We start from the raw sequence: 23,377 nt of genomic DNA, 5'->3' as shown, positions 1-23,377 counted from the left end.
GAGGGGAAAGCCGGTTTGTCCCCTCCGGCACGGCTATTCGTTTCATAATAGCCCGATGCGAAACATAATAAGACATCTTTTGGGCCTGCTGGCTTGTCTATGCCCCATGCTCGCACTGTCTGCCAAAGATGACCCGGTACTGATGCGTATCGGAGGACATGAAGTGCCGCTCTCTGAGTTTGAATACGCTTGCCGCCGTACTCTCCGGACATCTACCGCCGACCCGGTCCCGCTCAAAGAGTTGGCTAGGTCGTATGCAGACTTCCAACTGAAAGTGCAGGCAGCCCGCCGGGCAGGCTTAGATACACTGCCAGACTTCCGCCATAGACTGGAAACCTATCGCGCCCGACTGTCTCTGACTTACCTGACCGATTCTGCTACCTTGGACCGTGCCTTGCACCGACGCTACAGCCGACTGGCAGCACGGGGACCGCGCGTACAGGTAAGGCAAATATTCTGCCGCCTGCCGCAAAACGCAACGGGAGAATCCTTACGGGAAGCAACTGCCCGAATGGACTCTATTTATAAGGCTCTCTGCCAGGCTGGTCCCGATTCTTTCGACAGCTTCGTGGAGCGTTATTCCGACGATAAGGCTGTACGATGGCTGTTGCGCCTGGACGAAACTGCGGAGTTCGAAGACAGCGTATGGGCTATGAAACCCGGCACCTTTTCGCGCCCGTTCTTTACTCCGCGCGGACTGCATATTGTCAAACTGCTCCAACAACAGGCCGTTCCACCTTTCGAGGCGATGCGCGACTCGCTGTTGCAGGCCTGCCCGGAATGTTTGGAGGAAGCTGCCCGCAAGCAGGCTTCCCTCCTGAGTGCTACGCGCCAGACTGCACTGACCGACAAGCAAGTGCGCGAAGTATTGGCTACCGAATGCTCCCGGCTGGAATACCGGGAGGCTGATTTCCGTCTGGCCGTACAGGCATACGCCGACTCGCTGCTGGCATTGGCTGCCACTAAGCGCGAGATACCGGCACACCCCGACTCAACCACCCTGCAGCATTATTTTGGCCGACACCACGACCGGTACGACTGGGATATGCCCCGCTATCGGGGCATCGTATTGCTCTGCTCGTCACGCCGGGTGGCCAAACGTGCCCGCAAGATGCTGAAACACTTGCCGGCACAAGACTGGCTCGATGCTATCCGACTGCTGCTCAACAAAGAAGACACCCTGGTGCTGGCACACCAAGGAACATTTGCACCCGGACAAGATGCCTGGGTAGACGAGCATATCTTCAAGCAGGGCAAGGCTCCCGAAAGACCCGGATATGAGCATGTGGTGCTGTTGGGACGCAAACTGAAAGGACCGGAAAACTACCGGGAAGTGGAGCAGACTGTGGTGAGCGACTGGCAGATTGCCAGCGAATCACGTTGGTTGTCTGCCCTGCGCAACGCCAATAAGGTTGAAATAAACCAAGAGGTTTTAAAAACCGTTAATTATCACAGAAACAAGCGATGAAAGCCGTATCTTCGTGGCTTGTAAGTAAGAAGAAATGCAAGTGCCGATGCGAATAACCGGAATAGGACTATGTCTGAGTCTAAGTCTGTGCCTCTGTGCAGCATGCAGCCATACACCCGACCATCAGGGCAAAACCCCGTTGGTAGAGACAAAGGGGCGTTTCCTTTATCGGGAAGACCTGCAGGCTGCTCTTCCTGCAGGCTTGACGACAGACGACAGTCTATTGTTTGCCGACCGTTACGTGCGCCGTTGGATAGAAGAAACTCTGCTCTACGAGAAGGCCAAGGAGAACATACCCGACAATGCCGCTATCGAACGACAGGTAGAGAACTATCGCCGCACGCTGATTCTGCATACCTACCGCCAGGCACTTATTCACCAGAAACTTGCCGACAATGTCGGCGAAGAGGAAGTGGAAGCTTACTACCATAGCCATGCCGGATTGTTCAGAGTAGAGAGTCCCCTTGTCAAAGGGCTGTTCATCAAAGTACCGCTCAAAGCTCCCCAACTCTCTGAAGTACGCAGATGGTACAAATCAGACAGTCACGAAGCTGTGGAACATCTGGAGAAATACAGCCTGCGCAATGCCGTGAAGTATGAGTATTTCTACGACAAATGGCGGCCGGTTTCTGAAGTGTTCGCCTGGATGCCCCGGCAAGAAGGGATAGCAGCCGAAAACAGACTGCAGGGTAACAGACACATTGAACTGCAGGACACTGCTTTTCACTACTTCCTGCATATCACCGACTATCGCGCGGCAGGCGAAGAAGAACCTTATGAAATAGCTCGTGTCCGTGCCCGCGAACTGCTGCTCAACGAACGACAGGCGGCTTTTCTGAAACAGGCCGACGAAGATTTATACCGGGAAGCAATAGAAAACGATGAAGTGAAGTATTACCAATAAAAGTAAGATAAAGAAGGATATAGGAAATGAATAGGAACCTGAAGACAACTCTTTTATTCGTCTTGCTGCTCTGTTTGGGCACAACCGTCCGGGCACAAGACAACGTAGTGGACGAAGTGGTCTGGATCGTAGGCGACGAAGCCATCATGAAATCCGAAGTTGAAGAAGCTCGCCTGAGCGCCCTTTATCAGGGACGGCGGTTCGAAGCTGACGCTTATTGCGTCCTCCCCGAAGAAATCGCCGTACAAAAACTCTTTCTCCACCAGGCCGAACTGGACAGTATTGAAGTACCCGAAAGCCAGGTCATACAAGAAGTGGATTTCCAAACAAACCAGTACATTGCCAACATCGGTTCGCGCGAAAAGATGGAAGAGTATTTCAACAAGACTTCCAGCGAAATCCGCGAAACCTTGCGCGAGAATATACGTGATGGACTCAGGGTGCAGGAAATGCAAAGGAAACTGGTCGAAAATATCAAAATAACTCCTGCTGAGGTACGCCGCTACTTCCAGGATCTTCCACCTGACAGCATTCCTTACGTGCCCACTCAAGTAGAAGTGCAAATCATTACACAGCAACCTAAGGTGCCCATTGAGGAGATAGAAGCCGTTAAGACCCGCCTGCGCGAATTTACCGACCGTATCAACAAAGGCGAAACCAGCTTTTCCACCTTGGCCAGAATGTATTCCGAAGACCGGGCCTCGGCTATAAGCGGCGGTGAACTGCCTTTTTACGGACGAGGTCAGTTAGACCCTGCTTTTGCCAATGTAGCATTCAATCTTCAATCTCCCGACAAAATCTCCAAAATCGTAGAGTCGGAAATGGGTTTCCACATCATCCAGCTGATAGAAAAACGTGGTGACCGCATCCGTGTACGCCACATTCTGCTGAAACCCCACGTACCCGACTCGGCTTTGGTGGCAGGCATGGCCCGTCTCGACTCTATAGCCGACGACATCCGCAACGAAAAGTTCAAGTTCGAAGAAGCCGCTTCTGTTCTGTCTGACGACAAGGATACACGCAAGAACCACGGCTTACTTCCTAACCCCCGCAACAACACCTCGCGCTTTGAAATGCAGGACTTACCGCCAGAGATAGCCAAGGTAGTAGACAAGATGGAGGTAGGCGAAATATCCAAAGCATTCACCATGATTCCGCAGAGTACCGGTAAGGAGGTATGCGTTATCGTCAAACTGAAAAGCCGTACCAATGGACATAAAGCGACCATTGCCGAAGACTACCAACGGCTGAAAAACATCGTGCTGGAGAAACGTCAGGCCGAAGTGCTGGATAAATGGATACGCGAAAAACAAAAAACGACCTATGTCCGCATCAAGGAAAGCTGGCGCCATAACTGCAACTTCAAATACCCCGGATGGATTAAGGAGTAAAAAGTAGAGATTAAAAGAGCCGCAGACAGTCATCGCCAACTGACCTTTTACGAAAGAAAGCTAAAACGGCTTTCTCAACCAAGGGCAGTATAGCAGCGGAACGGTCTGAACAACTCTTTCTTAATCAGGAAAACGCTTATGCAGAAGAATAAAACGAGAAGTAAATGGTCTCTCAGGCACAGATTCCTCACAGTGGGGATTCTGTGCCTGTTTGGCTTTGCCTGGATGGGAGCGCAGGAACCGCAGCATCCCCAATCCGGGCAACCGCAAGAAAAGAAAAAGACCCGAGTAGACCTGCTTTACGCAGACTCGACTGTGGCCGATAAAGAATTCCGACCGGACGTGCAGGTTCTTTTGGGCAACGTACAGCTAAAGCATGACAGCATGTATATGTGGTGTGACAGCGCACTCATCTTTGAAAAAATAAACTCGGTAGAGGCTTTCGGCAATGTACGGATGGAACAAGGAGATACTCTATTCATTTATGGAGACTACCTTTACTACGACGGCATGTCGCAACTGGCTATGCTGCGCGAACATGTGCGCATGATTAACCGGGACACGGAGCTGACAACCGACAGCCTCAACTATGACCGCATACTCAACTTGGGCTATTACTTCGAAGGGGGCACGCTGGCCGACTCTGTAAATGTACTGACTTCCTGGTGGGGAGAATATAGTCCTGCCACTAAACTGGCCGTGTTCAACGAAGACGTAAAGTTGGTCAACCCGCGCTTCGTGCTTACATCGGACACCCTAAAGTACAGCACCTTGACTAAGATTGCAACCATCTTGGGACCGTCGGACATCGTGAACGACAACAACCACATCTACTCCGAACGGGGCTTCTACAACACCACTACCGAACAGGCTGAACTGCTCGACCGCTCCGTACTGACCAACCAAGGGCGCAAACTGACAGGCGACAGCCTCTACTACGACCGCCAGAAGGGTTACGGAGAAGCCTTCGACAACGTACAGCTCAATGATACCGTCAACCGTAACATGCTGACCGGAAACTACTGCTTCTACAACGAGCTGACCGATTGTGCCATAGCCACAGACCGGGCCGTAGCCATAGATTACAGCCAGGGAGACAGTCTTTATATGCATGCTGATACCTTAAGACTGGTTACATTCAACCTCAATACGGATTCTGTCTACCGGGAAACCCGCGCTTACTATAAGGTACGTGCCTACCGCACCGACGTACAGGCCGTATGCGACTCTATGGTGTACAGCACAATCGACTCCTGCCTGACGATGTATCGCGACCCCATTCTCTGGAACGGCAACCAGCAACTGCTGGGCGAAGAAATCAAAGTCTACATGAACGACAGCACCATAGACTGGGCACACATCATCAATCAGGCCTTAGCCATAGAACAGATGGACAGCGTGCACTACAACCAAGTGTCCGGCAAAGAGATGATGGCCTATTTCGACCACGGCGAAATGCGCAGGGTGGAAGTCAACGGGAATGTGCTGGTGGTTTATTATCCCATCGACGACAAAGACTCTACCATGATAGGAATGGACTATACCGAAGGGGGCTTCCTGCGCATGCTGCTGAAAGACCGGAAGATGGAACGAGGCTCTTTTATCGGCAAAGCCACAGGCACGATGTATCCCATGGACCAGATTCCACCCGATAAGTCACGCCTGCCCTCCTTCGTGTGGTTTGACTATGTGCGCCCGCTCAACAAGGAAGACATCTTCAACTGGCGAGGCAAACGCTCGGACCAGCGGCTGAAGAAAAGCGACCGCGGACCGGTTGTCTCTCCCCGTGAGATGCACATAGAACGGGCCAAAAAATAGCGGACACTATGGACATCAGAGCACTTCTGGGGCTGCGCAGGCCACGCGACTATCACCACACCTACATCTATGTGGATGAACGCCGCGAGCAACTGGAACAAAGGAAAGAGGCTATCCGCCGCGAATTAGGACTGGCAAAGCCATCGCCTCCCCGCCCAGAAGACATCCGCGGCAAGTTTGTAGAAGCCACCACCCACCTCCGACGGACCAAACAGAAAGGCCGGCACCCCACACACATAGCCGTGCTGCTGTTTTTCATAGGACTGCTGTCGTGGCTATGGTATGCCTTGGCAAACGGAAAGCTGTAAACAAAACGTGCAAATCAATAACAAGAACATTCAGAAAGGAAAGTTACATACTATGAGCGATATTATTCATTTGCTGCCCGATGCAGTAGCCAACCAGATTGCGGCCGGCGAGGTCATACAACGGCCCGCGTCCGTCATCAAGGAACTGGTGGAAAACGCCATCGATGCGGAAGCACACGAGGTACACGTACTGGTGACCGATGCGGGAAAAACCAGCATCCAAGTCATCGACGACGGGAAAGGAATGTCAGAAACTGATGCCCGCTTATCGTTTGAAAGACATGCCACTTCAAAAATCCGCCAGGCATCCGACCTTTTTGCGCTGCACACCATGGGGTTCCGGGGAGAAGCACTGGCCTCCATCGCCGCCGTGGCAGAAGTAGAACTGAAAACACGCCTGGCTGGCAAGGAGCTGGGAACACGCCTGGTACTGGCAGGTTCGAAAGTAGAGCTTCAGGAAACCGTGACCTGCCCCCAAGGGAGCAATTTCCTGGTAAAAAACCTGTTCTTCAACGTTCCGGCCCGGCGCAAGTTTCTGAAAGCCAACAGCACCGAACTGAGCAACATCTTGGCCGAATTCGAACGCATCGCCTTAGTACACCCGGAGGTGGCATTCTATCTTTACAGCAACGATACCGAAGTATTCAATCTGCCCGTCATGCCCCTGCGCCAGCGCATCATGTCGGTGTTTGGCAAAAAGATGAACCAACAGTTGCTCAGTGTAGAAGTAGAAACCAGCCTGGTGAAAATATCCGGATTCATCGCCAAACCTGAAACCGCCCGCAAAAAGGGAGCACACCAGTACTTCTTTGTCAACGGGCGCTACATGCGGCATCCTTACTTCCACAAAGCCGTCATGGACGCCTATGAACAACTCATCCCCGCAGGCGAGCAGATTTCTTATTTTATCTACTTCGATGTAGACCCTGCCAACATCGATGTTAACATCCACCCCACCAAAACAGAAATCAAATTTGAAAACGAGCAGGCCATCTGGCAGATTCTATCCGCAGCCGTCAAGGAATCTTTGGGCAAATTCAGCGCCATTCCTTCCATCGACTTTGACACAGAAGACATGCCGGACATGCCCGCCTACGAGCAGACCGATACTGCCGCCCCGCCCAAGGTGCACTACAATACAGACTTTAACCCGTTCCAAGCCTCAGCCCCCACCCACAGTGAACCTTCCCAGCCTGGCTATGCGCGCCGCGCGTCAAACGATTGGGAAGCACTCTATGCAGGGGTATCGCGCGCCAGCAAAATGAACGAACCGGACGACGACCTGCTTCCCGACGAAGAAGAAGTCATCCCGCCCCTGCCGACAGAGGAACCCGTAGTGGAAAAAGGTGCCCAGCACTTCCAGCTCAAAGGCCGCTTTATCCTGACGTCTGTCAAATCGGGGCTGATGCTCATCGACCAGCACAGGGCTCACGTTCGGGTGCTTTTCGACCGCTACATGGAGCAGATTCGTACCCGCAACGGGGTGTCACAAGGCGTGCTCTTCCCGGAAGTCGTAGAATTGCCCCCTTCGGAAGCCACCGTACTCGAAAGCCTGACCGATGACCTCACGGCCGTAGGATTCGACCTGACCCCATTGGGCGGCGGCAGCTATGCAGTGAACGGTGTCCCCGCCGGCATAGAAGGCCTCAGCCCGGTGGAACTGATACGCAACATGGTGCATACGGCTATGGAGAAAGGAGGCAATGTGCGCGAAGAAGTACAAACGATACTTGCTCTCACCTTAGCCCGCTCGGCCGCAATTGTCTACGGACAGGTGCTCAGCGAAGAGGAAATGGCCAATCTGGTAGACAGTCTCTTTGCCTGCCCCACCCCCGGATATACACCGGATGGCAAAACTGTACTCATCACCGTGAAGGAAGAAGATATAGAGCGGCGTTTTGCCTGACGGAACCCAAACTCGCGCCTATTCATATCCTACTGACGACCAGCACCCTACGTTCTAACATATAACGTCCCTGCTGCTTATAGCCTGGAAGCCCGCTCCTTATATACAAGAAGTATGCTTCCCAGAGCTTATGTCCACAACCAGCCGCCCAGACGTTCGGACATGCGGTATAGGGAGCTTCCCCCTTTCCCCTTCCCCCATCAAAAAAGCCATACTTGAACACGCGTCCAAGTATGGCTTTTTGAAATCAGGCTCTACCAATAAGAGCCTCTTGTCCTGACCGGTTGACCAGGCTCCGGGCCTCAAAGCAGCAGGCTGCATCAGGCCTGAAGCCCCGCTACTGAAAGCTGTTTTAATTCGCCATATCCGAGATAAACTTGATGCGCACCAGACGCACCTCCTCTTCCGTAAAGTCCTCGCCCAGTTCTTCCAGCGCTTCCTCTATGTCATCCGTAGTCGATTCTTTGAAATAATCATAGATGTCAAGCATGTGGTCCTCGTCCATAATGTCTTCCAGGAAATAGTCGATATTCAGCTTTGTTCCGGAGTAGACAATGGCCTCGATTTCATCCAGCAGTTCGTCGAACTCGATGCCTTTGGACATGGCTATATCGTCTAACGCAACTTTTCGGTCAATAGCCTGGATGATGGAAACCTTCAGCTTCGACTTGTTAGCCACTGTACGCACACGAAGGTCTTCGGGACGTTCAATCTCGTTCTCCTCACAATGCCGCTTAATCAGTTTACAGAATTCTTCACCATAGCGTTTGGCCTTGCCGGCACCCACGCCCGGAATATTCTGCAATTCCTCCAAAGTAATGGGATAAATGGTAGCCATCGCCTCAAGCGAAGGATCTTGGAAGATGACATAAGGCGGCACTTCCAGTTGCTTGGACAACTTCTTGCGCAAGTCTTTCAGCATCGAGAAAAGTGCCGGGTCAACCGCACAGGCTCCACTTCCTCTCATCGGTGCTTCCTCTTCCACTTCTTCAAAATCAATGTCTTCGGTTATTTTGAAAGACTTAGGCGATTTCAGGAACTTTCGTCCTGCTTCCGTCACCTTGAGCAAGCCATAGTTTTCTACTTCCTTACTCAGGTAACCCGCTATAAGAGCCTGACGGATAACAGAATTCCACGTACGGTCTTCTTCGCCCATGCCCGAACCAAAGACTTCCAAATCTTCATGACGATGAGCCAATACCTCGGTGGTTTCCCGCCCTTGTATGACATCTATAATATAATCAGCTTTGAAATTTTCTTTTACCGCGAGTATAACCTCAATAACGGTACACAATAAGTCTTGAGCTTCCACTTGTTTCTTGGGATTTAAACAATTGTCACAATTTCCACAATTATCTTCTGTATATTCCTCACCGAAGTAATGCAGGAGCGTCTTACGGCGACACACAGAAGATTCGGCATAAGCAGCAGTTTCCAGCAGAAGCTGCTTTCCTATTTCCTGCTCTGCCACAGGTTTTCCTTGCATGAACTTCTCCAGTTTCTGCAGGTCTTTATTCGAATAGAATGTAATGCACAGCCCTTCGCCCCCGTCTCTCCCGGCACGACCTGTTTCCTGATAATAGCCTTCCAGACTTTTGGGCATATCATAGTGGATGACAAAACGCACATCCGGCTTGTCTATCCCCATACCGAAAGCAATGGTAGCTACTATCACATCAATACGCTCCATCAAGAAATCATCCTGGTTCTGGGTGCGGGTAGCCGAATCCATACCCGCATGATACGGACGGGCATTGATACCATTGGCCTGCAATATTTCTGCCAGTTCTTCTACCTTCTTACGGCTGAGACAATAAATGATGCCAGACTTTTCCGAGTTAGCCTTGATAAACTTAATGATATCCTTGTCTACGTTATTAGTCTTGGCACGTACTTCGTAATAAAGATTGGGACGGTTGAATGACGACTTGAATACCTTGGCATCAACCATGCCCAAGTTCTTCTGGATATCGTGCTGTACCTTAGGAGTAGCAGTAGCAGTAAGAGCTATCAGCGGAGCTTTCCCTATTTCGTTGATAATAGGTCGGATGCGTCTGTATTCCGGGCGGAAATCATGTCCCCACTCCGAGATACAATGCGCTTCGTCTACGGCATAAAAAGAGATTTTCACTGTCCGGAGAAACTCTACGTTCTCCTCCTTTGTCAATGATTCGGGAGCTACATAGAGCAGTTTGGTCTTGCCGTTCACGATATCGGACTTCACTTGCTCGATAGCACTCTTATTAAGAGAAGAATTAATAAAATGCGCAATACCGTCTTCTTCGCTGTAGTTGCGCATGGCATCGACCTGATTTTTCATCAAGGCAATCAACGGTGAAATGACAATGGCCGTCCCCTCCATCAACAATGAAGGCAACTGGTAACATAGAGACTTTCCACCGCCGGTAGGCATCAATACAAAAGTATCATTGCCCGCCAACAGATTCTCGATTATTGCCTGTTGATTTCCTTTAAACGTATCAAACCCGAAGTATTTCTTCAGCTGGTCTGTCAAGTTTATATTCTTCCCTGTCATATTCTAAGGTTGTTTATAGGATTAATTAATAACGCGGCTCGCCGACAAGGAATTGTCAGAGCCTAACAAAGTTATAAACAACTTCTCAATATTCAAAAAAAAATAGCCGAATATTTTTGCAAGAATCTCCGAGCAGGCTTTACTGCTGCGCATTATCTATTGATTTTAAGCATTTTGTAGTCTGGCCACATTTGCTTTTTCCAATTGCTGTCTGGCGTAATCCAATGTCACTACAAAAGTATCTTTCTGTTCGGAAGGGATTTCGAACATGGCATCCATCATAATTGTCTCCACGATAGAGCGCAGTCCGCGTGCTCCCAATTTGTATTCGATGGCCTTATCAACCACATACTCATAGACAGCATCCTCAAAAGCCAGCTTCACCCCATCCATCTCGAACAGCTTGACATATTGCTTAATAATGGAGTTCTTGGGTTCGGTGAGGATGGCCCGCATAGCAGTACGGTCCAACGGATTGAGATAAGTAAGTACCGGCAGACGACCAATAATCTCAGGGATAAGTCCGAATGCCTTCAAATCCTGCGGAGCGATATACTGCATCAGGTTATTCTTGTCAATATTGGCAGCGCTACGCACGGCATTATACCCCACCACGTGAGCATTGAGACGTTGTGCAATTTTCTTTTCGATGCCGTCGAAAGCCCCTCCGCAGATGAAAAGGATATTCTTTGTATTCACCGGAATCATTTTCTGCTCGGGGTGCTTGCGTCCTCCTTGAGGCGGCACATTCACCACTGAGCCTTCGAGCAGTTTCAGCAGTCCCTGCTGCACACCTTCGCCACTGACATCGCGTGTAATAGACGGATTATCCCCCTTGCGGGCAATTTTATCAATCTCGTCAATGAAAACGATGCCCCGTTCTGCCTCGGGCACGTTGTAATCAGCCACCTGCAACAAACGGGTCAGGATGCTTTCGATGTCTTCGCCCACATAACCGGCCTCGGTGAGCACCGTGGCGTCTACGATGGTGAAAGGTACGTGCAACAGCTTCGCAATGGTGCGCGCCAGCAGCGTCTTTCCCGTACCAGTACTTCCCACCATAATAATATTGGACTTTTCTATCTCCACATCATCACCGCTGTCTTTCTGCAACAAACGCTTGTAGTGATTATAAACCGATACGGAAAGATAACGCTTGGCATCATCCTGGCCAATGACATATTGGTCCAAAAAAGCTTTTATCTCCTGGGGTTTGGGCAATTCTTTCAGGTTCAAGCTTGAAGCGCCCGCATTTTTTTTCCCCATCGCTTCCTGCGTGATTTCATAGGCCTGCATCGCGCATGAATCGCAGATAAATCCATTCATGCCTGTGATGAGAAAGCCTACCTCATCTTCCGAACGGCCGCAAAAGCTGCAACGGTTTTTATTTCTTCTCGAATCTGCCATACATGCATTTATTTTATTTCTTTACCAGCACTTCGTCCACCATGCCATAATCCTTAGCTTCCTGGGCTGTCATCCAATAGTCGCGGTCGGAATCCGCCCATACCTTATCGTAAGGCGTATGAGAGTGTTCGGCAATGATGGTATAAAGTTCCTTCTTGATTTTCTGAATCTCGCGGGCAGTGATTTCAATATCCGAAGCCTGTCCTTGCGCCCCCCCCAGCGGCTGGTGAATCATGACGCGCGAGTGTGTCAACGCCGAACGTTTTCCTTCAGCGCCAGCCACAAGCAACACTGCCGCCATGCTGGCAGCCATGCCCGTGCAGATGGTAGCCACATCGCTGCTGATAAACTGCATTGTATCATAGATGCCCAATCCGGCATAAACCGAACCGCCCGGCGAGTTGATATAGATAGAAATATCCTTGCCCGGGTCTACAGAATCCAGATAAAGTAACTGCGCCTGCAACACATTGGCCGTATAATCATCGATTTGCGTACCCAGAAAGATGATACGGTCCATCATCAGGCGCGAGAACACATCCAACTGCGTCACGTTGAGCTGGCGTTCTTCCAGGATATAGGGATTGAGATACCCGCCCTGCGACTTTATAACATCGTCGAGCACCATGCTGTTTATGCCCAAATGCTTAGTGGCATATTTTCTGAAATCATTCATATTTTCTTTCTCCTTATTCCACTCGATTTTGCTCCGAGCGAACACAGAAGACGCAGACCCACGCAAATAAACGCAAAAATGACTGATCTATTCTGTGTTTACCTGCGAACTCTGCGTCATCCATGCCCTCTCTTTTTCCCCTCTGAGGGGAGAGGCAAAAGCTATGGTCTGATTACATGATTAGTTAAGCCCCGCCGCATTCAACCTGCTGCGGCAACCTGAAGCGGCAGAGACCCGGTTCTAAGTTACTCAAACATTTTGTTGAAATCGGCAGCCGAGATAGGCTTGTTTTCCAGCGTCACCTGCTCCTTGAGAGCCAAAGCCAGCTTGCTTTCGATGACGCGGTTCACCAGTCCTTCCACGCTACCTTTCTTCTTCAGCATCTCCTTCGCATAATTGTCCAGGAGTTCTTCAGGCACATTCAGCATGCCATACTGAGCGAACTGGGCACGGGTAGCTTCCTTGGCCATTTCAGTGATGTCGCCCTGCTCCACCTTGATGTCGTTGGCTTTTACCAACTGTTCCTTGATGAGGTGCCAAGTCAGTTCTTCGATGCTCTTGTCATAGTTTTCCTCCACGAACTTTTCGTCCTTGTCCTGATTGTTCAGGCGCATGATGCGCTTCAGCAGTTCATCGGGGAATTGCAGTTTACCCACCTTATTCATCAGGTATTGGCGGACATCGAGCAGGAATTTGTAGTCGCTGTCGGCTCCGAACTGTACACCGATAGCCTCTTTCACCTTGGTGCGGAATTCTTCTTCGGATTTCACGACATCCTTACCGAACACCTGATCGAAGATTTCCTGGTTCAGTTCGCCCGGCACGAAGCGGGTAATTTCATTCACCTGGAAGCTGAAGTTAGACTTCAGTTCACCGGCACTTTCCTTGTCGATTTTGAGCAACGAAGCCAGTTCGGCAGCGTTGCCGTCCCAAGCAGTATGGGGGTTGAACACGAGCACGTCGTTCACCTTGGCATTGGCAAAGATAGCCTTCTGGTCGTCGTTCTTCATATAAGAAGGCATCATAATGGCGTCTTCCACCTGGATGCCATCCTCCTTCACGGTGCCGTCGTCGTTGAGTTCGGCCAGCAGACCTTTCAGCATGTCATTGTCTGCATACACATCTACGCTCTCATACTTACCGTTACGCTGGGTGTACATTTTGACCTGAGCATCCACCATTTCGTCGGTCACCTCAATGTCATAGTAGTCCACCTTATCTTCCTTAGACACTTCCACCTTGAATTCGGGTGCCAGGGCGATGTCGAATACGAACTCAAAATCTTCCTGCGTGTCGAAGTCAATGGTTTTCTGGTTTTCTTCATTGGGAAGAGGTTCTCCCAACATATTCACCTTATTATCCTGTATATATTTGTAGATGGTTTCAGAAAGCAGTTTATTCACTTCCTCAGCCAATACAGACTTGCCATACATTTTCTTTATCAAGCCGACGGGAACCATCCCCTTGCGGAAACCCGGCATCTGCACCTTACGACGGAGATCCTTCAGTGCCTTGTCTACTTTTTCCTGGTAATCAGCCTTTTCAAGCTTCACAGTAAGCAATGCGCTTACGTTGTCCTTGTTTTGTAACGAAACGTTCATTCTGACGATTATTTATTTGATTTATTACTTATATTTTTCCAAACGAGCGTGCAAAAGTAGCGTTAATCTTTTAATTATCAAAAAAGAATATGTGAAAAAAATGAAGAGCAGGCAACTAAAGGGACTTGCCACACGCCACAAACAAGCATTTGCTCTCTACATCATTTTCTTAACAGGCGTATTCAACTGATTGACAACAATTATCATCCGCAAAGTCCTCCTATCTGCCTTCTCCTTTCTCCTCTATGATGGTAGCTTATATAGAAAAAGCAAACTTGAAAGGTACAAGAAGCAGGGTCGGTATCTATAAGGAGCAGGGCCGAAATACCTTTCCAGTCCGGACGATGCAGACGGGCACATGCCTTTTCTGCGCTCCTCCTTACACCATGAAATCCTTGCGCCGCAAGACGAAACTGTTACTCAAGTACTTCTCACGCACAACCTGGTTCGCTGCCAATTCCTCGGGCGTACCCTGGAAAAGGATTTTCCCTTCAAACAGCAGGTAAGCGCGGTCGGTGATGCTCAGCGTCTCCTGCACGTTGTGGTCGGTAATGAGGATGCCGATGTTCTTGTCCTTCAGTTTCCACACAATCTGCTGGATATCTTCTACGGCAATAGGGTCGACACCGGCAAACGGCTCGTCGAGCATGATAAATTTGGGGTCAATGGCCAGGCAACGGGCAATTTCAGTCCGTCGCCGCTCGCCACCGGAAAGCTGGTTGCCCTTGTTTTTGCGCACTTTCTGAATACGAAATTCCGACAGAAGGCTCTCCAGTTTCTCCTTACGGTAGGCCAAAGGCTTGCCGGTCATCTCAAGGACAGACATGATATTGTCTTCCACACTCATCTGGCGGAACACGGAAGCTTCTTGCGCCAGATAGCCGATGCCGGACTGGGCGCGTTTATAAACCGGATATTTAGTAATGTCGAGGTCGTTCAGGAAGATACGTCCTTCGTTGGGGGTAATAAGTCCTACGGTCATGTAGAACGATGTGGTCTTGCCCGCACCATTAGGTCCCAGCAGACCAACGATTTCTCCCTGCCTGACATTGATGGAAACGTGGCTGACGACTGTGCGCTTGCCGTACTTTTTCACCAAATCCTCTGTGCGGAGCACCATTCTGTTGTCTTCTTCCATATATTTAATCTTTCTAAATCTATGCCCTATTTGGGTTGAAACCGGGGCAAATGTAGCAAAAATAAGCTGAAAAGCCGTACATTTGCAGACAAAATCATTCATTATGAGCAAAGCACTTCAAACCATAGGCCGATATTTCATGCTGATGGGACGCACTTTTACGCGGCCCGAGCGTATGTATATGTATTTCCGGCAATACCGGGCCGAGTTGTCCAAACTGGGTGTCGACTCCATAGGCATCGTGCTGCTGATTTCATTCTTCATCGGTGCCGTAATTACCATACAAATCAAACTGAACATCGAAAGCCCGTGGATGCCGCGATGGACAGTAGGCTACGTGACGCGCGAAATCATGCTGTTGGAATTCTCCTCGTCCATCATGTGTCTTATACTGGCGGGTAAGGTAGGCTCGAACATCGCCTCTGAACTGGGAACCATGCGGGTGACCCAACAGATTGACGCGCTGGAAATCATGGGCGTCAACTCGGCCAACTACCTCATCCTGCCCAAAATCACGGCTATGGTGACCATGATTCCCATCCTGGTGGTGTTCAGCATTTTTGCAGGCATCATAGGCGCCTTCTGCACCTGCTGGTTCGGACACATGATGAATGCCGTAGACCTGGAATACGGCCTGCAGTACATGTTCGTGGAATGGTACGTATGGGGTGGCATCATCAAATCCGTCGTCTTCGCTTTCATCATCTCCAGCGTATCTGCATTCTTCGGCTATACGGTAGAAGGCGGCTCCATCGCCGTGGGCAAGGCATCGACGGATGCGGTAGTAACGAGCAGCGTGCTTATCCTGTTTGCCGACCTGGTAATGACGCAACTGCTCAGCTGACATCTTTCATTATTTAACAATCAAAAAAACTATTATGATAGAACTAAAAGGACTCTATAAGTCGTTTGACGGTAAAGAAGTACTGAAAGACATCAGCTCTACTTTCGAGAACGGAAAGACCAACCTCATCATCGGACAAAGCGGCTCGGGAAAAACAGTGTTGATGAAATGCATCGTCGGGCTGCTCACTCCGGAACGCGGCGAACTGCTGTACGACGGGCGCAACTTCCTGGCTATGGGCAAAGACGAAAAGAAAGCGCTGCGCCGTGAAATGGGCATGATTTTCCAAAGTGCCGCCCTGTTCGACTCGATGACCGTACTGGAGAATGTGATGTTTCCGCTCAACATGTTCTCCAACGACACACTGCGCGAACGTACCAAACGAGCCCAGTTCTGCCTGGACCGCGTCAACCTTACCGACGCAGGCAGTAAATTCCCGGGCGAAATCAGCGGTGGTATGCAAAAGCGAGTAGCCATAGCCCGGGCCATAGCACTGAACCCGCAATACCTCTTCTGCGACGAACCCAACTCCGGTCTCGACCCGAAGACATCACTCGTCATAGACGACCTCATACATGACATCACCCGCGAATACAACATGACCACGCTTATCAATACGCACGACATGAATTCAGTGATGGGCATCGGCGAAAATATTATCTTCATCCACCGGGGCTGCAAGGCATGGGAAGGCTCGAAGGACGACATCTTTACCTCGACCAATAAGGAGCTGAACGACTTTATCTTCGCATCAGACCTCTTCAAGAAGGTCAAGGAGGTGGAAGTGCGAAACATCGAAGGATAAAAAGGGGCCTCTTCCTGCGGATGCTCCCACCTGCTTGCAATTGCACCTCCCTATTGGAAAAGCCGGGACTGGGAGACAGGAAACGGACGGTTTAGTGCGACGACACCAGTTTCAGTCCGATAATCGAAGCTATCAGGGTCGTAATGAAAAACAGCCGAAGAAACGAGGCAGGTTCATGAAAGAACAAAATGCCAAGCAATACCGTGCCTACCGCACCGATGCCAGTCCACACGGGATAAGCAGTACCAATGGGCAAAGTCTGAACAGCCTTCGCAAGCAATATCATGCTCAACGCCAGGCTGACCAAGAATCCGGCTCCCCACAAATAGTATTCCGTGCCAGAAGTTTCTTTCATCTTTCCCAAGCAAAATGCGAAACCGGACTCAAAAAATCCGGCAACAATCAGAATAATCCAGTTCATACGGCTTTCTTATGATTACAGATAATAATAGAAAACGGGGACAAAGATAGTGATTTTCCCCTATACACAGGACCGGCAGAAAGAAATAAGGCAACTCTTAGAGAAAGGGCAGCGATTCTTGACGAAATATCACCTTAAAGTGCAAAAAACAGCAGGCAGAAACATATTTTCTCGACATTTTGTCGTATATTTGCCCAAAAACCGACGCCATGGAACCCATACGAAATTTCAAACAGCTTACATCACACTTGCAGACCCTGAACCGGCGGAAACGTATCGCCGTAGTCTGCGCCAATGACCCGAATACGGAATATGCCATCGCACGCAGCTTGCAGGAAGGCATCGCTGAATTCTTGATGATTGGCAATCCTGCCATTCTGGAACGTTATCCCACGCTGAAGGAATATCCGGACTTTGTACACGTCATCCCCGAAGACGACCCGGACAGGGCCGCCAGACGCGCTGTACAAATTGTCCGCGAAGGTGGAGCCGACATTCTGATGAAAGGTATCATCAACACCGACAACCTACTGCATGCCATCCTCGACAAAGAGCAGGGATTACTGCCCAAGGGCCGAATCCTAACACACTTGGCTGTGGTGCAGATACCCACGTATGACAAACTGCTGTTCTTCTCCGACGCAGCCGTCATACCCCGCCCTACCCTGCAGCAACGCATTGAAATGATTCAATATGCCATCCGCACCTGCCACCACTTCGGCATCCCACAACCACGTATCGCTCTTATCCACTGCACGGAGAAGGTCAGTGCCAAATTCCCGCACTCGCTGGACTATGTAAACATTGTGGAACTGGCCGAGGCAGGCGAGTTCGGCAATGTCATCATTGACGGTCCACTGGACGTAAAGACTGCCTGCGAAAAGACAAGCGGTGACATCAAGGGCATCGTCTCCCCCATCAATGGTGAAGCCGATGTGCTCATATTCCCCAACATCGAGAGTGGAAATGCTTTCTATAAAACCGTTTCACTGTTCTGCCACGCCGACATGGCAGGGCTCTTGCAAGGTCCGATATGCCCGGTAGTGCTGCCCTCGCGCAGCGACTCTGGCTTATCGAAGTACTATAGCATTGCCATGGCCTGTCTTACATCTAACGAAAACAAACTGTAACTATGAAGATTCTTGCCATCAACCCTGGTTCTACCTCGACCAAGATAGCTGTTTACGACGATACGACTCCCCGCCTGGTGCGTACCCTCCGTCATTCCGTGGAAGAGCTCGCAGCCTTTCCGCACGTTACCGACCAGTTCGATTTCCGCAAAGATGTTGTCTTGCACGAACTGGAAGCCGACGGCATTCCCCTGCAGTTTGACGCTGTTATTGGCAGAGGCGGTCTGTTCAAGCCCATCCCTGGCGGTGTCTATGAGATTAATGATAAAATGCTACATGATGCCATACACGCTCCCCGCCCCCATGCCTGCAACTTGGGATGCCTCATTGCTGCCCATCTGGCCGAGCATATTCCCGGGTGCCGGGCTTTCATCGCCGACCCGGGCGTAACCGACGAGCTGGATGAAATTGCCCGCATCACCGGTTCACCTCTCATGCCCCGTATCACTACTTGGCATGCCCTCAACCAACGAGCCGTGGCCCGGCGTTTCGCTGCCGGACAAGGCTTGCGTTACGAAGACCTCGACCTCATCATTTGCCACTTGGGAGGGGGAATATCCATCGGTACGCACCGGCATGGACGGTGTATTGACGTGAACAACGCACTGGACGGCGAAGGTCCTTTTTCTCCGGAAAGAGCCGGCACCCTGCCCGCAGGTGCCCTCATCGACCTTTGCTATTCGGGACGCTTTACCCGCGAAGAACTGAAGAAACGCATATCAGGTCATGCCGGACTGGCCGCACATTTGGGAACTACAGACATCCCTGCCATTACCGACCGCATCAGGAAAGGCGATGAACACGCCCGCCTGGTACTGGATGCCATGATCTATCAAGTGGCCAAGAGCATCTGTGCTTCGTCTGCTGTGCTGTTCGGCCGCGTGGATGCCATCCTGCTGACGGGTGGCATTGCCCATTCTGATTATGTCATCTCCCATCTGACAGAGCGCATCTCGTTCCTGGCTCCCGTCCATGTTTATCCGGGTGAAGACGAATTGGAAGCCTTGGCACTTAACGCCATAGGAGCTATACGCAACGAACTGGAGGTGCAGGAATATTGCTAAATGAACTTAAAATGCAACACTCCCGACAAACAAAAGCCCCTCCCACACGTTATTTGTCACAGAGAGTCTGATATTTTATTATTAACTAAGACAAATAAGAAAGAATATGGAAAAATACGTCTGCACTGTATGCGGCTATGTTTACGACCCCACACTGGGTGACCCGGAAAACGGTGTTGCACCCGGAACTTCCTTCAACGACTTACCCGACGATTGGTTATGTCCTCTTTGCGGAGTAGGGAAGGAAGACTTTGAAGCAAGCGAATAAATAAGGGAACAAAAACAAAAAAACGGTTGGCACAAGGGGAGAAGCGGCTCCCACTGCCAACCGTTTTTGTATGGCTTGACGGAATCAGGCCGATTTTTTCTCTTTCACATCGGTGCTGGCTTCTATCACATTCACCACATAGTCGCCCAGTTTCTCGCACTCGGCAACAATATCCATGTAGTAAACTCCCATCTGATAACTGTATTCCTTGTTGTTTACGTCTACAATGTTCTGATTCTTCAGCTGGTTGCGATAGTTGTTGATTTCATTCTCCAGATTGAATGAACGGTTCACGTCCACCTGCTGGTGCTCCGTGCGCTCTACAACAAGAATCATCTGCGAAAGCGCATCGTCCACCAGCTTCATCATGGTATGAATATGCTGATACTGTCCTTCGGTGAAATCTTCAGACGACTGCCGCTTCCGGTTAATGGTCCGTGCCAGGTTATAACAACTGTCGCCGATACTCTCTATTTCCGTTACTTCACGCAACATACCACGGATTTGCAATTTACTCTCCGAACTCAAGCGGCCTTCGGACACCTGGTTCAGATAGTTGGCAATCTCCAGTTCCATGCTGTCGCTGATGTTCTCATATTTCTCCACACGGCTGAAGAGCTTATTGAAATCATCGTCTTTCTCCGTATGCAACAAATCGCGCACCATGCCGAACATACGCTGGATACGCTCCGCGAAAAGGTGAATCTCCTTGCTGGCCTGCAAGATAGACAACTCCGACGTAGAAAGCATGCCGCCCGTAATGAAACGCAAACGATATTCCTCGTCCTGCTCCTTCTGCGGAATGATGGCACACACTGTCCGTTCGATGAAACGAACAAACCATATCAGAACCAGCACGTTGCACACATTGAAAGCTGTATGGAAAGCCGACAGTTTGAAGGGAACAGCTACAGACATCTCAGTCACTCCCATCACGTTCTCCACAAACCATGACACGGCTCCCGTGAAAAAGGGGAAAAGGCACAACACCCAGATGACACCAAACACATTGAACACCAAATGCGCCAAAGCAGCCCGACGCGCCTGCGTATTACCCGTCAAAGCAGCCAAATTAGCCGTGATGGTCGTGCCGATATTCTCACCCAGCACCAATGCGGCCCCCAACTCAAAACTAATCCAGCCGTTGGCGCACATGATAAGCGTTATGGCCATCGTGGCCGATGAAGCCTGCACCACCATGGTCAGCACCGTACCGATAAGCACAAACAGCAACACCGAGCCGAAACCCATATCCGTATAATTCTGCACGAAAGCCAGCATTTCGGGGTTCTTCTCCAAATCGGGCGCGTTGGCCTGCAGCATAGCCAGCCCCATGAAAAGGAAAGAAAAGCCGAAGATAAACTCTCCCACCGACTTGCGGGAACTTTTCTGTGAGAAAAGCAACGGAATGCCGAAAGCAAGCAAAGGCAAGGCAAAAGCCGAAATATCTACCTGGAAACCCAGGGCCGAAATAATCCACGCGGTCACCGTAGTACCGATGTTGGCACCCATAATGACACTGATAGACTGCAAAAGAGTGAGCAAGCCCGCATTGACAAAACTCACTACCATCACCGTGGTAGCCGACGACGACTGTACCAGAGCGGTTATCAACATACCGGTCAGCACGCCCGTCACACGGTTGGTCGTCATCACGGTGAGAATCTTACGCAGGCGGTCGCCCGCAAACTTCTGCAAGCCCTCGCTCATAATCTTCATGCCGTAGAGGAACAAGGCCAGCGAGCCGAGCAGCTTTAACAAATCATAAAAAGAATATTCCATCTTTAATTATTTAAGGAGTTTCTTTGCACCAAGTCTTTTTCCTCCTATCTTTAACGGACAAATCACTTAAAAGAAGAGGACGAATGAAACACATGTTACAAATCTGTTGCAAAAATAATAATATTTCAAAAGACTTCCCTGCTGGAAGCACACTTTTGGATATTTATTATGGATTTAATCTTGATTTTCCCTATCAAGTGGTAAGCGCCAAGGTCAACAACCGTTCCGAAGGACTCAATTTCAGAGTCTATAACAACAAAGACGTCGAATTTCTCGACGTGCGCGACCCATCGGGCATGCGCACTTACGTCCGTTCGCTCTGTTTCATCCTCTATAAGGCTGTCAGCGAACTCTTTCCCCAGGGAAAACTCTACGTAGAGCATCCGGTGTCGAAAGGTTACTTCTGCAATCTGCGCATCGGCCGCCCCATCGAACTGGAAGACGTGGCTGCCATCAAACAGCGCATGCAGGAAATCATCGCACAGGACATCCCCTTCCACCGCACCGAATGCCACACCACCGAAGCCGTGCGCGTGTTCAGCGAACGGGGCATGAACGACAAGGTGAAACTGCTGGAAACTTCGGGAGCGCTCTACACCTTCTATTACACGCTGGACGGCACTGTAGACTACTACTACGGCAACCTCCTGCCCAGCACCGGATTTATCTATCTGTTCGACCTCGTGAAATATTACGACGGCCTGCTGCTGCGCATCCCCAACAAAGAGAGTCCCAATAAACTGGACGAGATGATAAAGCAGGAGAAGATGTTGGATATATTTAAGGAACACCTGCGCTGGAACCACATCATGGGACTGAGCAACGTGGGCGACTTCAACCGCGCCTGCGAACAGGGACACGCTACCGACCTCATCAACGTGGCTGAAGCCTTGCAGGAGAAAAAAATTGCCCAAATCGCCGACGAAATCTTTTCCCGCAACCAGGAAGGAGGACACCATGCCTCGCTGGTGCTCATCTCAGGACCTTCTTCGTCGGGCAAAACCACGTTCAGCAAACGGCTCTCGGTGCAGTTGATGACCAACGGACTGCATCCTTACCCTATCTCGCTGGACGATTACTTCGTGAACCGCGAAGATACTCCGCTGGATGCCGACGGCAATTACGACTATGAATCGCTTTACGCCCTTGACCTCGGACTCTTCAACCGACAGCTGCAAGCCTTGCTGCGCGGCGAAGAGGTGGAGTTGCCCCGCTTCAACTTCAACACGGGGAAACAGGAATTCCGCGGCGAAAAGCTGCGCATCGACGACCGTACCATCCTCATCCTCGAAGGCATACACGCCCTCAACCCGGAGCTGACCCCACAAATTCCTGCCGAAAACAAGTACAAGATTTATGTTTCCGCACTGACGACTATCTCGCTGGACGACCACAACTGGATTCCTACCACCGACAACCGCTTGCTGCGGCGCATTATCCGCGACTATAACTACCGCGGCTACTCGGCACGTGAAACCATCTCACGCTGGCCCAGTGTACGTGCCGGCGAAGACAAATGGATATTCCCCTACCAGGAAAACGCCGACGTGATGTTCAACTCGGCCCTGCTGTTCGAACTGGCCGTACTGCGTGCCCACGTAGAGCCCATCCTGAACACTGTGCCGCGCAATTGCCCGGAATATGCCGAAGCCTACCGCCTGCTGAAGTTCATTAAATACTTCACTCCCGTGCAGGACAAGGAGCTTCCCCCCACATCACTGTTGCGCGAATTCCTGGGCGGAAGCAGCTTCAAATACTGACAGGGCAACATATAAAGAATTGCCAGCCGCTAAGCAGCCGGGTGCCAAGCGCCCGGCAACGGCCTTCCAAGCAACAAGCAGCAGGCCCGTTATATACATGAATCCGGTCGCTAATTATCAGCAAGATAAAACGCCAAGAGGGAAAAAATA

At 50.4% G+C, this 23,377-nt stretch carries 19 protein-coding genes; 12 read left to right on the top strand and 7 right to left on the bottom strand.

Annotated features, from left to right (window positions below; genetic code table 11):
• Nucleotides 1-55: 55 nt before the first annotated feature.
• The 6 genes from B5F34_RS02055 to mutL all read left to right on the top strand — a co-directional run bounded on the left by B5F34_RS02055 (nucleotide 56) and on the right by mutL (nucleotide 7,795).
• A complete protein-coding gene (locus tag B5F34_RS02055; RefSeq protein WP_087334545.1) occupies nucleotides 56-1,468 on the top strand; it encodes a peptidylprolyl isomerase in 1,413 nt (470 codons plus the stop codon).
• A 46-nt stretch (nucleotides 1,469-1,514) separates the two neighbouring features.
• Nucleotides 1,515-2,372: a hypothetical protein gene (locus B5F34_RS02050; RefSeq protein WP_087334543.1), complete on the top strand. Its 858-nt coding sequence runs from the start codon at nucleotides 1,515-1,517 to the stop codon at nucleotides 2,370-2,372.
• 26 nt (nucleotides 2,373-2,398) lie between these two features.
• Nucleotides 2,399-3,763, top strand: coding sequence for a peptidylprolyl isomerase (locus tag B5F34_RS02045; RefSeq protein ID WP_087334541.1), 1,365 nt, complete (start codon nucleotides 2,399-2,401; stop codon nucleotides 3,761-3,763).
• A gap of 138 nt (nucleotides 3,764-3,901) precedes the next feature.
• Nucleotides 3,902-5,581, top strand: a complete 1,680-nt coding sequence (locus tag B5F34_RS02040; protein ID WP_087334539.1) for an OstA-like protein — start codon at nucleotides 3,902-3,904, stop codon at nucleotides 5,579-5,581.
• A gap of 8 nt (nucleotides 5,582-5,589) precedes the next feature.
• Nucleotides 5,590-5,889 carry a hypothetical protein gene (locus B5F34_RS02035; protein ID WP_087334537.1) on the top strand — a complete coding sequence of 100 codons (300 nt, stop codon included), beginning with the start codon at nucleotides 5,590-5,592 and terminating at the stop codon, nucleotides 5,887-5,889.
• Nucleotides 5,890-5,941: 52 nt separating this feature from the next.
• Nucleotides 5,942-7,795, top strand: coding sequence for a DNA mismatch repair endonuclease MutL (gene mutL / locus B5F34_RS02030; protein ID WP_087334684.1), 1,854 nt, complete (start codon nucleotides 5,942-5,944; stop codon nucleotides 7,793-7,795).
• Nucleotides 7,796-8,147: 352 nt separating this feature from the next.
• On the opposite strand, the gene recQ is transcribed toward mutL, so the two are convergent.
• The 5 genes from recQ to lptB form a co-directional block, all read right to left on the bottom strand.
• Nucleotides 8,148-10,331, bottom strand: coding sequence for a DNA helicase RecQ (recQ, locus tag B5F34_RS02020; protein WP_087334533.1), 2,184 nt, complete (start codon nucleotides 10,329-10,331; stop codon nucleotides 8,148-8,150).
• Nucleotides 10,332-10,496: 165 nt separating this feature from the next.
• Nucleotides 10,497-11,738 carry an ATP-dependent Clp protease ATP-binding subunit ClpX gene (gene clpX / locus B5F34_RS02015; protein ID WP_087334531.1) on the bottom strand — a complete coding sequence of 414 codons (1,242 nt, stop codon included), beginning with the start codon at nucleotides 11,736-11,738 and terminating at the stop codon, nucleotides 10,497-10,499.
• A gap of 13 nt (nucleotides 11,739-11,751) precedes the next feature.
• Nucleotides 11,752-12,414, bottom strand: coding sequence for an ATP-dependent Clp endopeptidase proteolytic subunit ClpP (gene clpP, locus B5F34_RS02010; RefSeq protein WP_087334529.1), 663 nt, complete (start codon nucleotides 12,412-12,414; stop codon nucleotides 11,752-11,754).
• Between the two features lie 245 nt (nucleotides 12,415-12,659).
• Nucleotides 12,660-14,015 carry a trigger factor gene (gene tig, locus B5F34_RS02005; RefSeq protein WP_087334527.1) on the bottom strand — a complete coding sequence of 452 codons (1,356 nt, stop codon included), beginning with the start codon at nucleotides 14,013-14,015 and terminating at the stop codon, nucleotides 12,660-12,662.
• Between the two features lie 379 nt (nucleotides 14,016-14,394).
• Nucleotides 14,395-15,153 carry an LPS export ABC transporter ATP-binding protein gene (lptB, locus tag B5F34_RS02000; protein WP_087334525.1) on the bottom strand — a complete coding sequence of 253 codons (759 nt, stop codon included), beginning with the start codon at nucleotides 15,151-15,153 and terminating at the stop codon, nucleotides 14,395-14,397.
• 103 nt (nucleotides 15,154-15,256) lie between these two features.
• Between lptB and B5F34_RS01995 the strand changes: the two genes are divergently transcribed.
• Both B5F34_RS01995 and B5F34_RS01990 read left to right on the top strand, forming a co-directional pair.
• The gene (locus tag B5F34_RS01995) at nucleotides 15,257-15,997 is read left to right on the top strand and encodes an ABC transporter permease (RefSeq protein WP_087334523.1); all 741 of its coding nucleotides are present in this window, start codon (nucleotides 15,257-15,259) and stop codon (nucleotides 15,995-15,997) included.
• Between the two features lie 34 nt (nucleotides 15,998-16,031).
• Entirely contained in the window at nucleotides 16,032-16,802 is a 771-nt protein-coding gene (locus B5F34_RS01990) for an ABC transporter ATP-binding protein (RefSeq protein ID WP_087334521.1), read from the top strand.
• 91 nt (nucleotides 16,803-16,893) lie between these two features.
• On the opposite strand, the gene B5F34_RS01985 is transcribed toward B5F34_RS01990, so the two are convergent.
• Nucleotides 16,894-17,223, bottom strand: coding sequence for a multidrug efflux SMR transporter (locus B5F34_RS01985; protein ID WP_087334519.1), 330 nt, complete (start codon nucleotides 17,221-17,223; stop codon nucleotides 16,894-16,896).
• Nucleotides 17,224-17,432: 209 nt separating this feature from the next.
• On the opposite strand from B5F34_RS01985, the gene B5F34_RS01980 reads away from it, so the two are divergent.
• From B5F34_RS01980 to rd, 3 genes are all read left to right on the top strand, one after another.
• Nucleotides 17,433-18,353 carry a phosphate acyltransferase gene (locus tag B5F34_RS01980; RefSeq protein ID WP_087334517.1) on the top strand — a complete coding sequence of 307 codons (921 nt, stop codon included), beginning with the start codon at nucleotides 17,433-17,435 and terminating at the stop codon, nucleotides 18,351-18,353.
• A 2-nt stretch (nucleotides 18,354-18,355) separates the two neighbouring features.
• Nucleotides 18,356-19,417: a butyrate kinase gene (gene buk / locus B5F34_RS01975; RefSeq protein ID WP_087334515.1), complete on the top strand. Its 1,062-nt coding sequence runs from the start codon at nucleotides 18,356-18,358 to the stop codon at nucleotides 19,415-19,417.
• 106 nt (nucleotides 19,418-19,523) lie between these two features.
• A complete protein-coding gene (rd, locus tag B5F34_RS01970) occupies nucleotides 19,524-19,685 on the top strand; it encodes a rubredoxin (protein WP_087334513.1) in 162 nt (53 codons plus the stop codon).
• Nucleotides 19,686-19,769: 84 nt separating this feature from the next.
• Here the strand turns inward: rd and B5F34_RS01965 are convergent, their stop codons facing one another.
• On the bottom strand, nucleotides 19,770-21,467 hold the full coding sequence (locus B5F34_RS01965; protein ID WP_087334511.1) for a Na/Pi cotransporter family protein: 1,698 nt from the start codon (nucleotides 21,465-21,467) through the stop codon (nucleotides 19,770-19,772).
• Between the two features lie 83 nt (nucleotides 21,468-21,550).
• On the opposite strand from B5F34_RS01965, the gene B5F34_RS01960 reads away from it, so the two are divergent.
• Nucleotides 21,551-23,227 (top strand): nucleoside kinase, encoded by a 1,677-nt coding sequence (locus B5F34_RS01960; protein ID WP_087334509.1) that lies wholly within the window; start codon nucleotides 21,551-21,553, stop codon nucleotides 23,225-23,227.
• The last annotated feature ends 150 nt before the right edge of the window (nucleotides 23,228-23,377 follow it).

It is taken from the genome of Mediterranea sp. An20 (genome assembly GCF_002160055.1).
Taxonomy (GTDB): domain Bacteria; phylum Bacteroidota; class Bacteroidia; order Bacteroidales; family Bacteroidaceae; genus Bacteroides; species Bacteroides avicola.
Note: the sequence above shows the minus strand (reverse complement) of the source record. Positions and strands in the feature narration are given on the sequence as shown.

Bases quoted from the DNA above. Each gene is read 5' to 3' on its own strand.
- B5F34_RS02050 (WP_087334543.1), top strand. From the start codon at position 1,515: ATGCGAATAACCGGAATAGGACTATGTCTGAGTCTAAGTCTGTGCCTC.
- clpP (WP_087334529.1), bottom strand. From the start codon at position 12,414: ATGAATGATTTCAGAAAATATGCCACTAAGCATTTGGGCATAAACAGC.
- B5F34_RS01985 (WP_087334519.1), bottom strand. From the start codon at position 17,223: ATGAACTGGATTATTCTGATTGTTGCCGGATTTTTTGAGTCCGGTTTC.
- B5F34_RS02055 (WP_087334545.1), top strand. From the start codon at position 56: ATGCGAAACATAATAAGACATCTTTTGGGCCTGCTGGCTTGTCTATGC.
- B5F34_RS02035 (WP_087334537.1), top strand. From the start codon at position 5,590: ATGGACATCAGAGCACTTCTGGGGCTGCGCAGGCCACGCGACTATCAC.
- B5F34_RS01965 (WP_087334511.1), bottom strand. From the start codon at position 21,467: ATGGAATATTCTTTTTATGATTTGTTAAAGCTGCTCGGCTCGCTGGCC.
- mutL (WP_087334684.1), top strand. From the start codon at position 5,942: ATGAGCGATATTATTCATTTGCTGCCCGATGCAGTAGCCAACCAGATT.
- recQ (WP_087334533.1), bottom strand. From the start codon at position 10,331: ATGACAGGGAAGAATATAAACTTGACAGACCAGCTGAAGAAATACTTC.
- tig (WP_087334527.1), bottom strand. From the start codon at position 14,015: ATGAACGTTTCGTTACAAAACAAGGACAACGTAAGCGCATTGCTTACT.
- B5F34_RS01995 (WP_087334523.1), top strand. From the start codon at position 15,257: ATGAGCAAAGCACTTCAAACCATAGGCCGATATTTCATGCTGATGGGA.
- B5F34_RS02040 (WP_087334539.1), top strand. From the start codon at position 3,902: ATGCAGAAGAATAAAACGAGAAGTAAATGGTCTCTCAGGCACAGATTC.
- B5F34_RS01960 (WP_087334509.1), top strand. From the start codon at position 21,551: ATGAAACACATGTTACAAATCTGTTGCAAAAATAATAATATTTCAAAA.
- clpX (WP_087334531.1), bottom strand. From the start codon at position 11,738: ATGGCAGATTCGAGAAGAAATAAAAACCGTTGCAGCTTTTGCGGCCGT.
- buk (WP_087334515.1), top strand. From the start codon at position 18,356: ATGAAGATTCTTGCCATCAACCCTGGTTCTACCTCGACCAAGATAGCT.
- lptB (WP_087334525.1), bottom strand. From the start codon at position 15,153: ATGGAAGAAGACAACAGAATGGTGCTCCGCACAGAGGATTTGGTGAAA.
- B5F34_RS02045 (WP_087334541.1), top strand. From the start codon at position 2,399: ATGAATAGGAACCTGAAGACAACTCTTTTATTCGTCTTGCTGCTCTGT.
- B5F34_RS01990 (WP_087334521.1), top strand. From the start codon at position 16,032: ATGATAGAACTAAAAGGACTCTATAAGTCGTTTGACGGTAAAGAAGTA.
- rd (WP_087334513.1), top strand. From the start codon at position 19,524: ATGGAAAAATACGTCTGCACTGTATGCGGCTATGTTTACGACCCCACA.
- B5F34_RS01980 (WP_087334517.1), top strand. From the start codon at position 17,433: ATGGAACCCATACGAAATTTCAAACAGCTTACATCACACTTGCAGACC.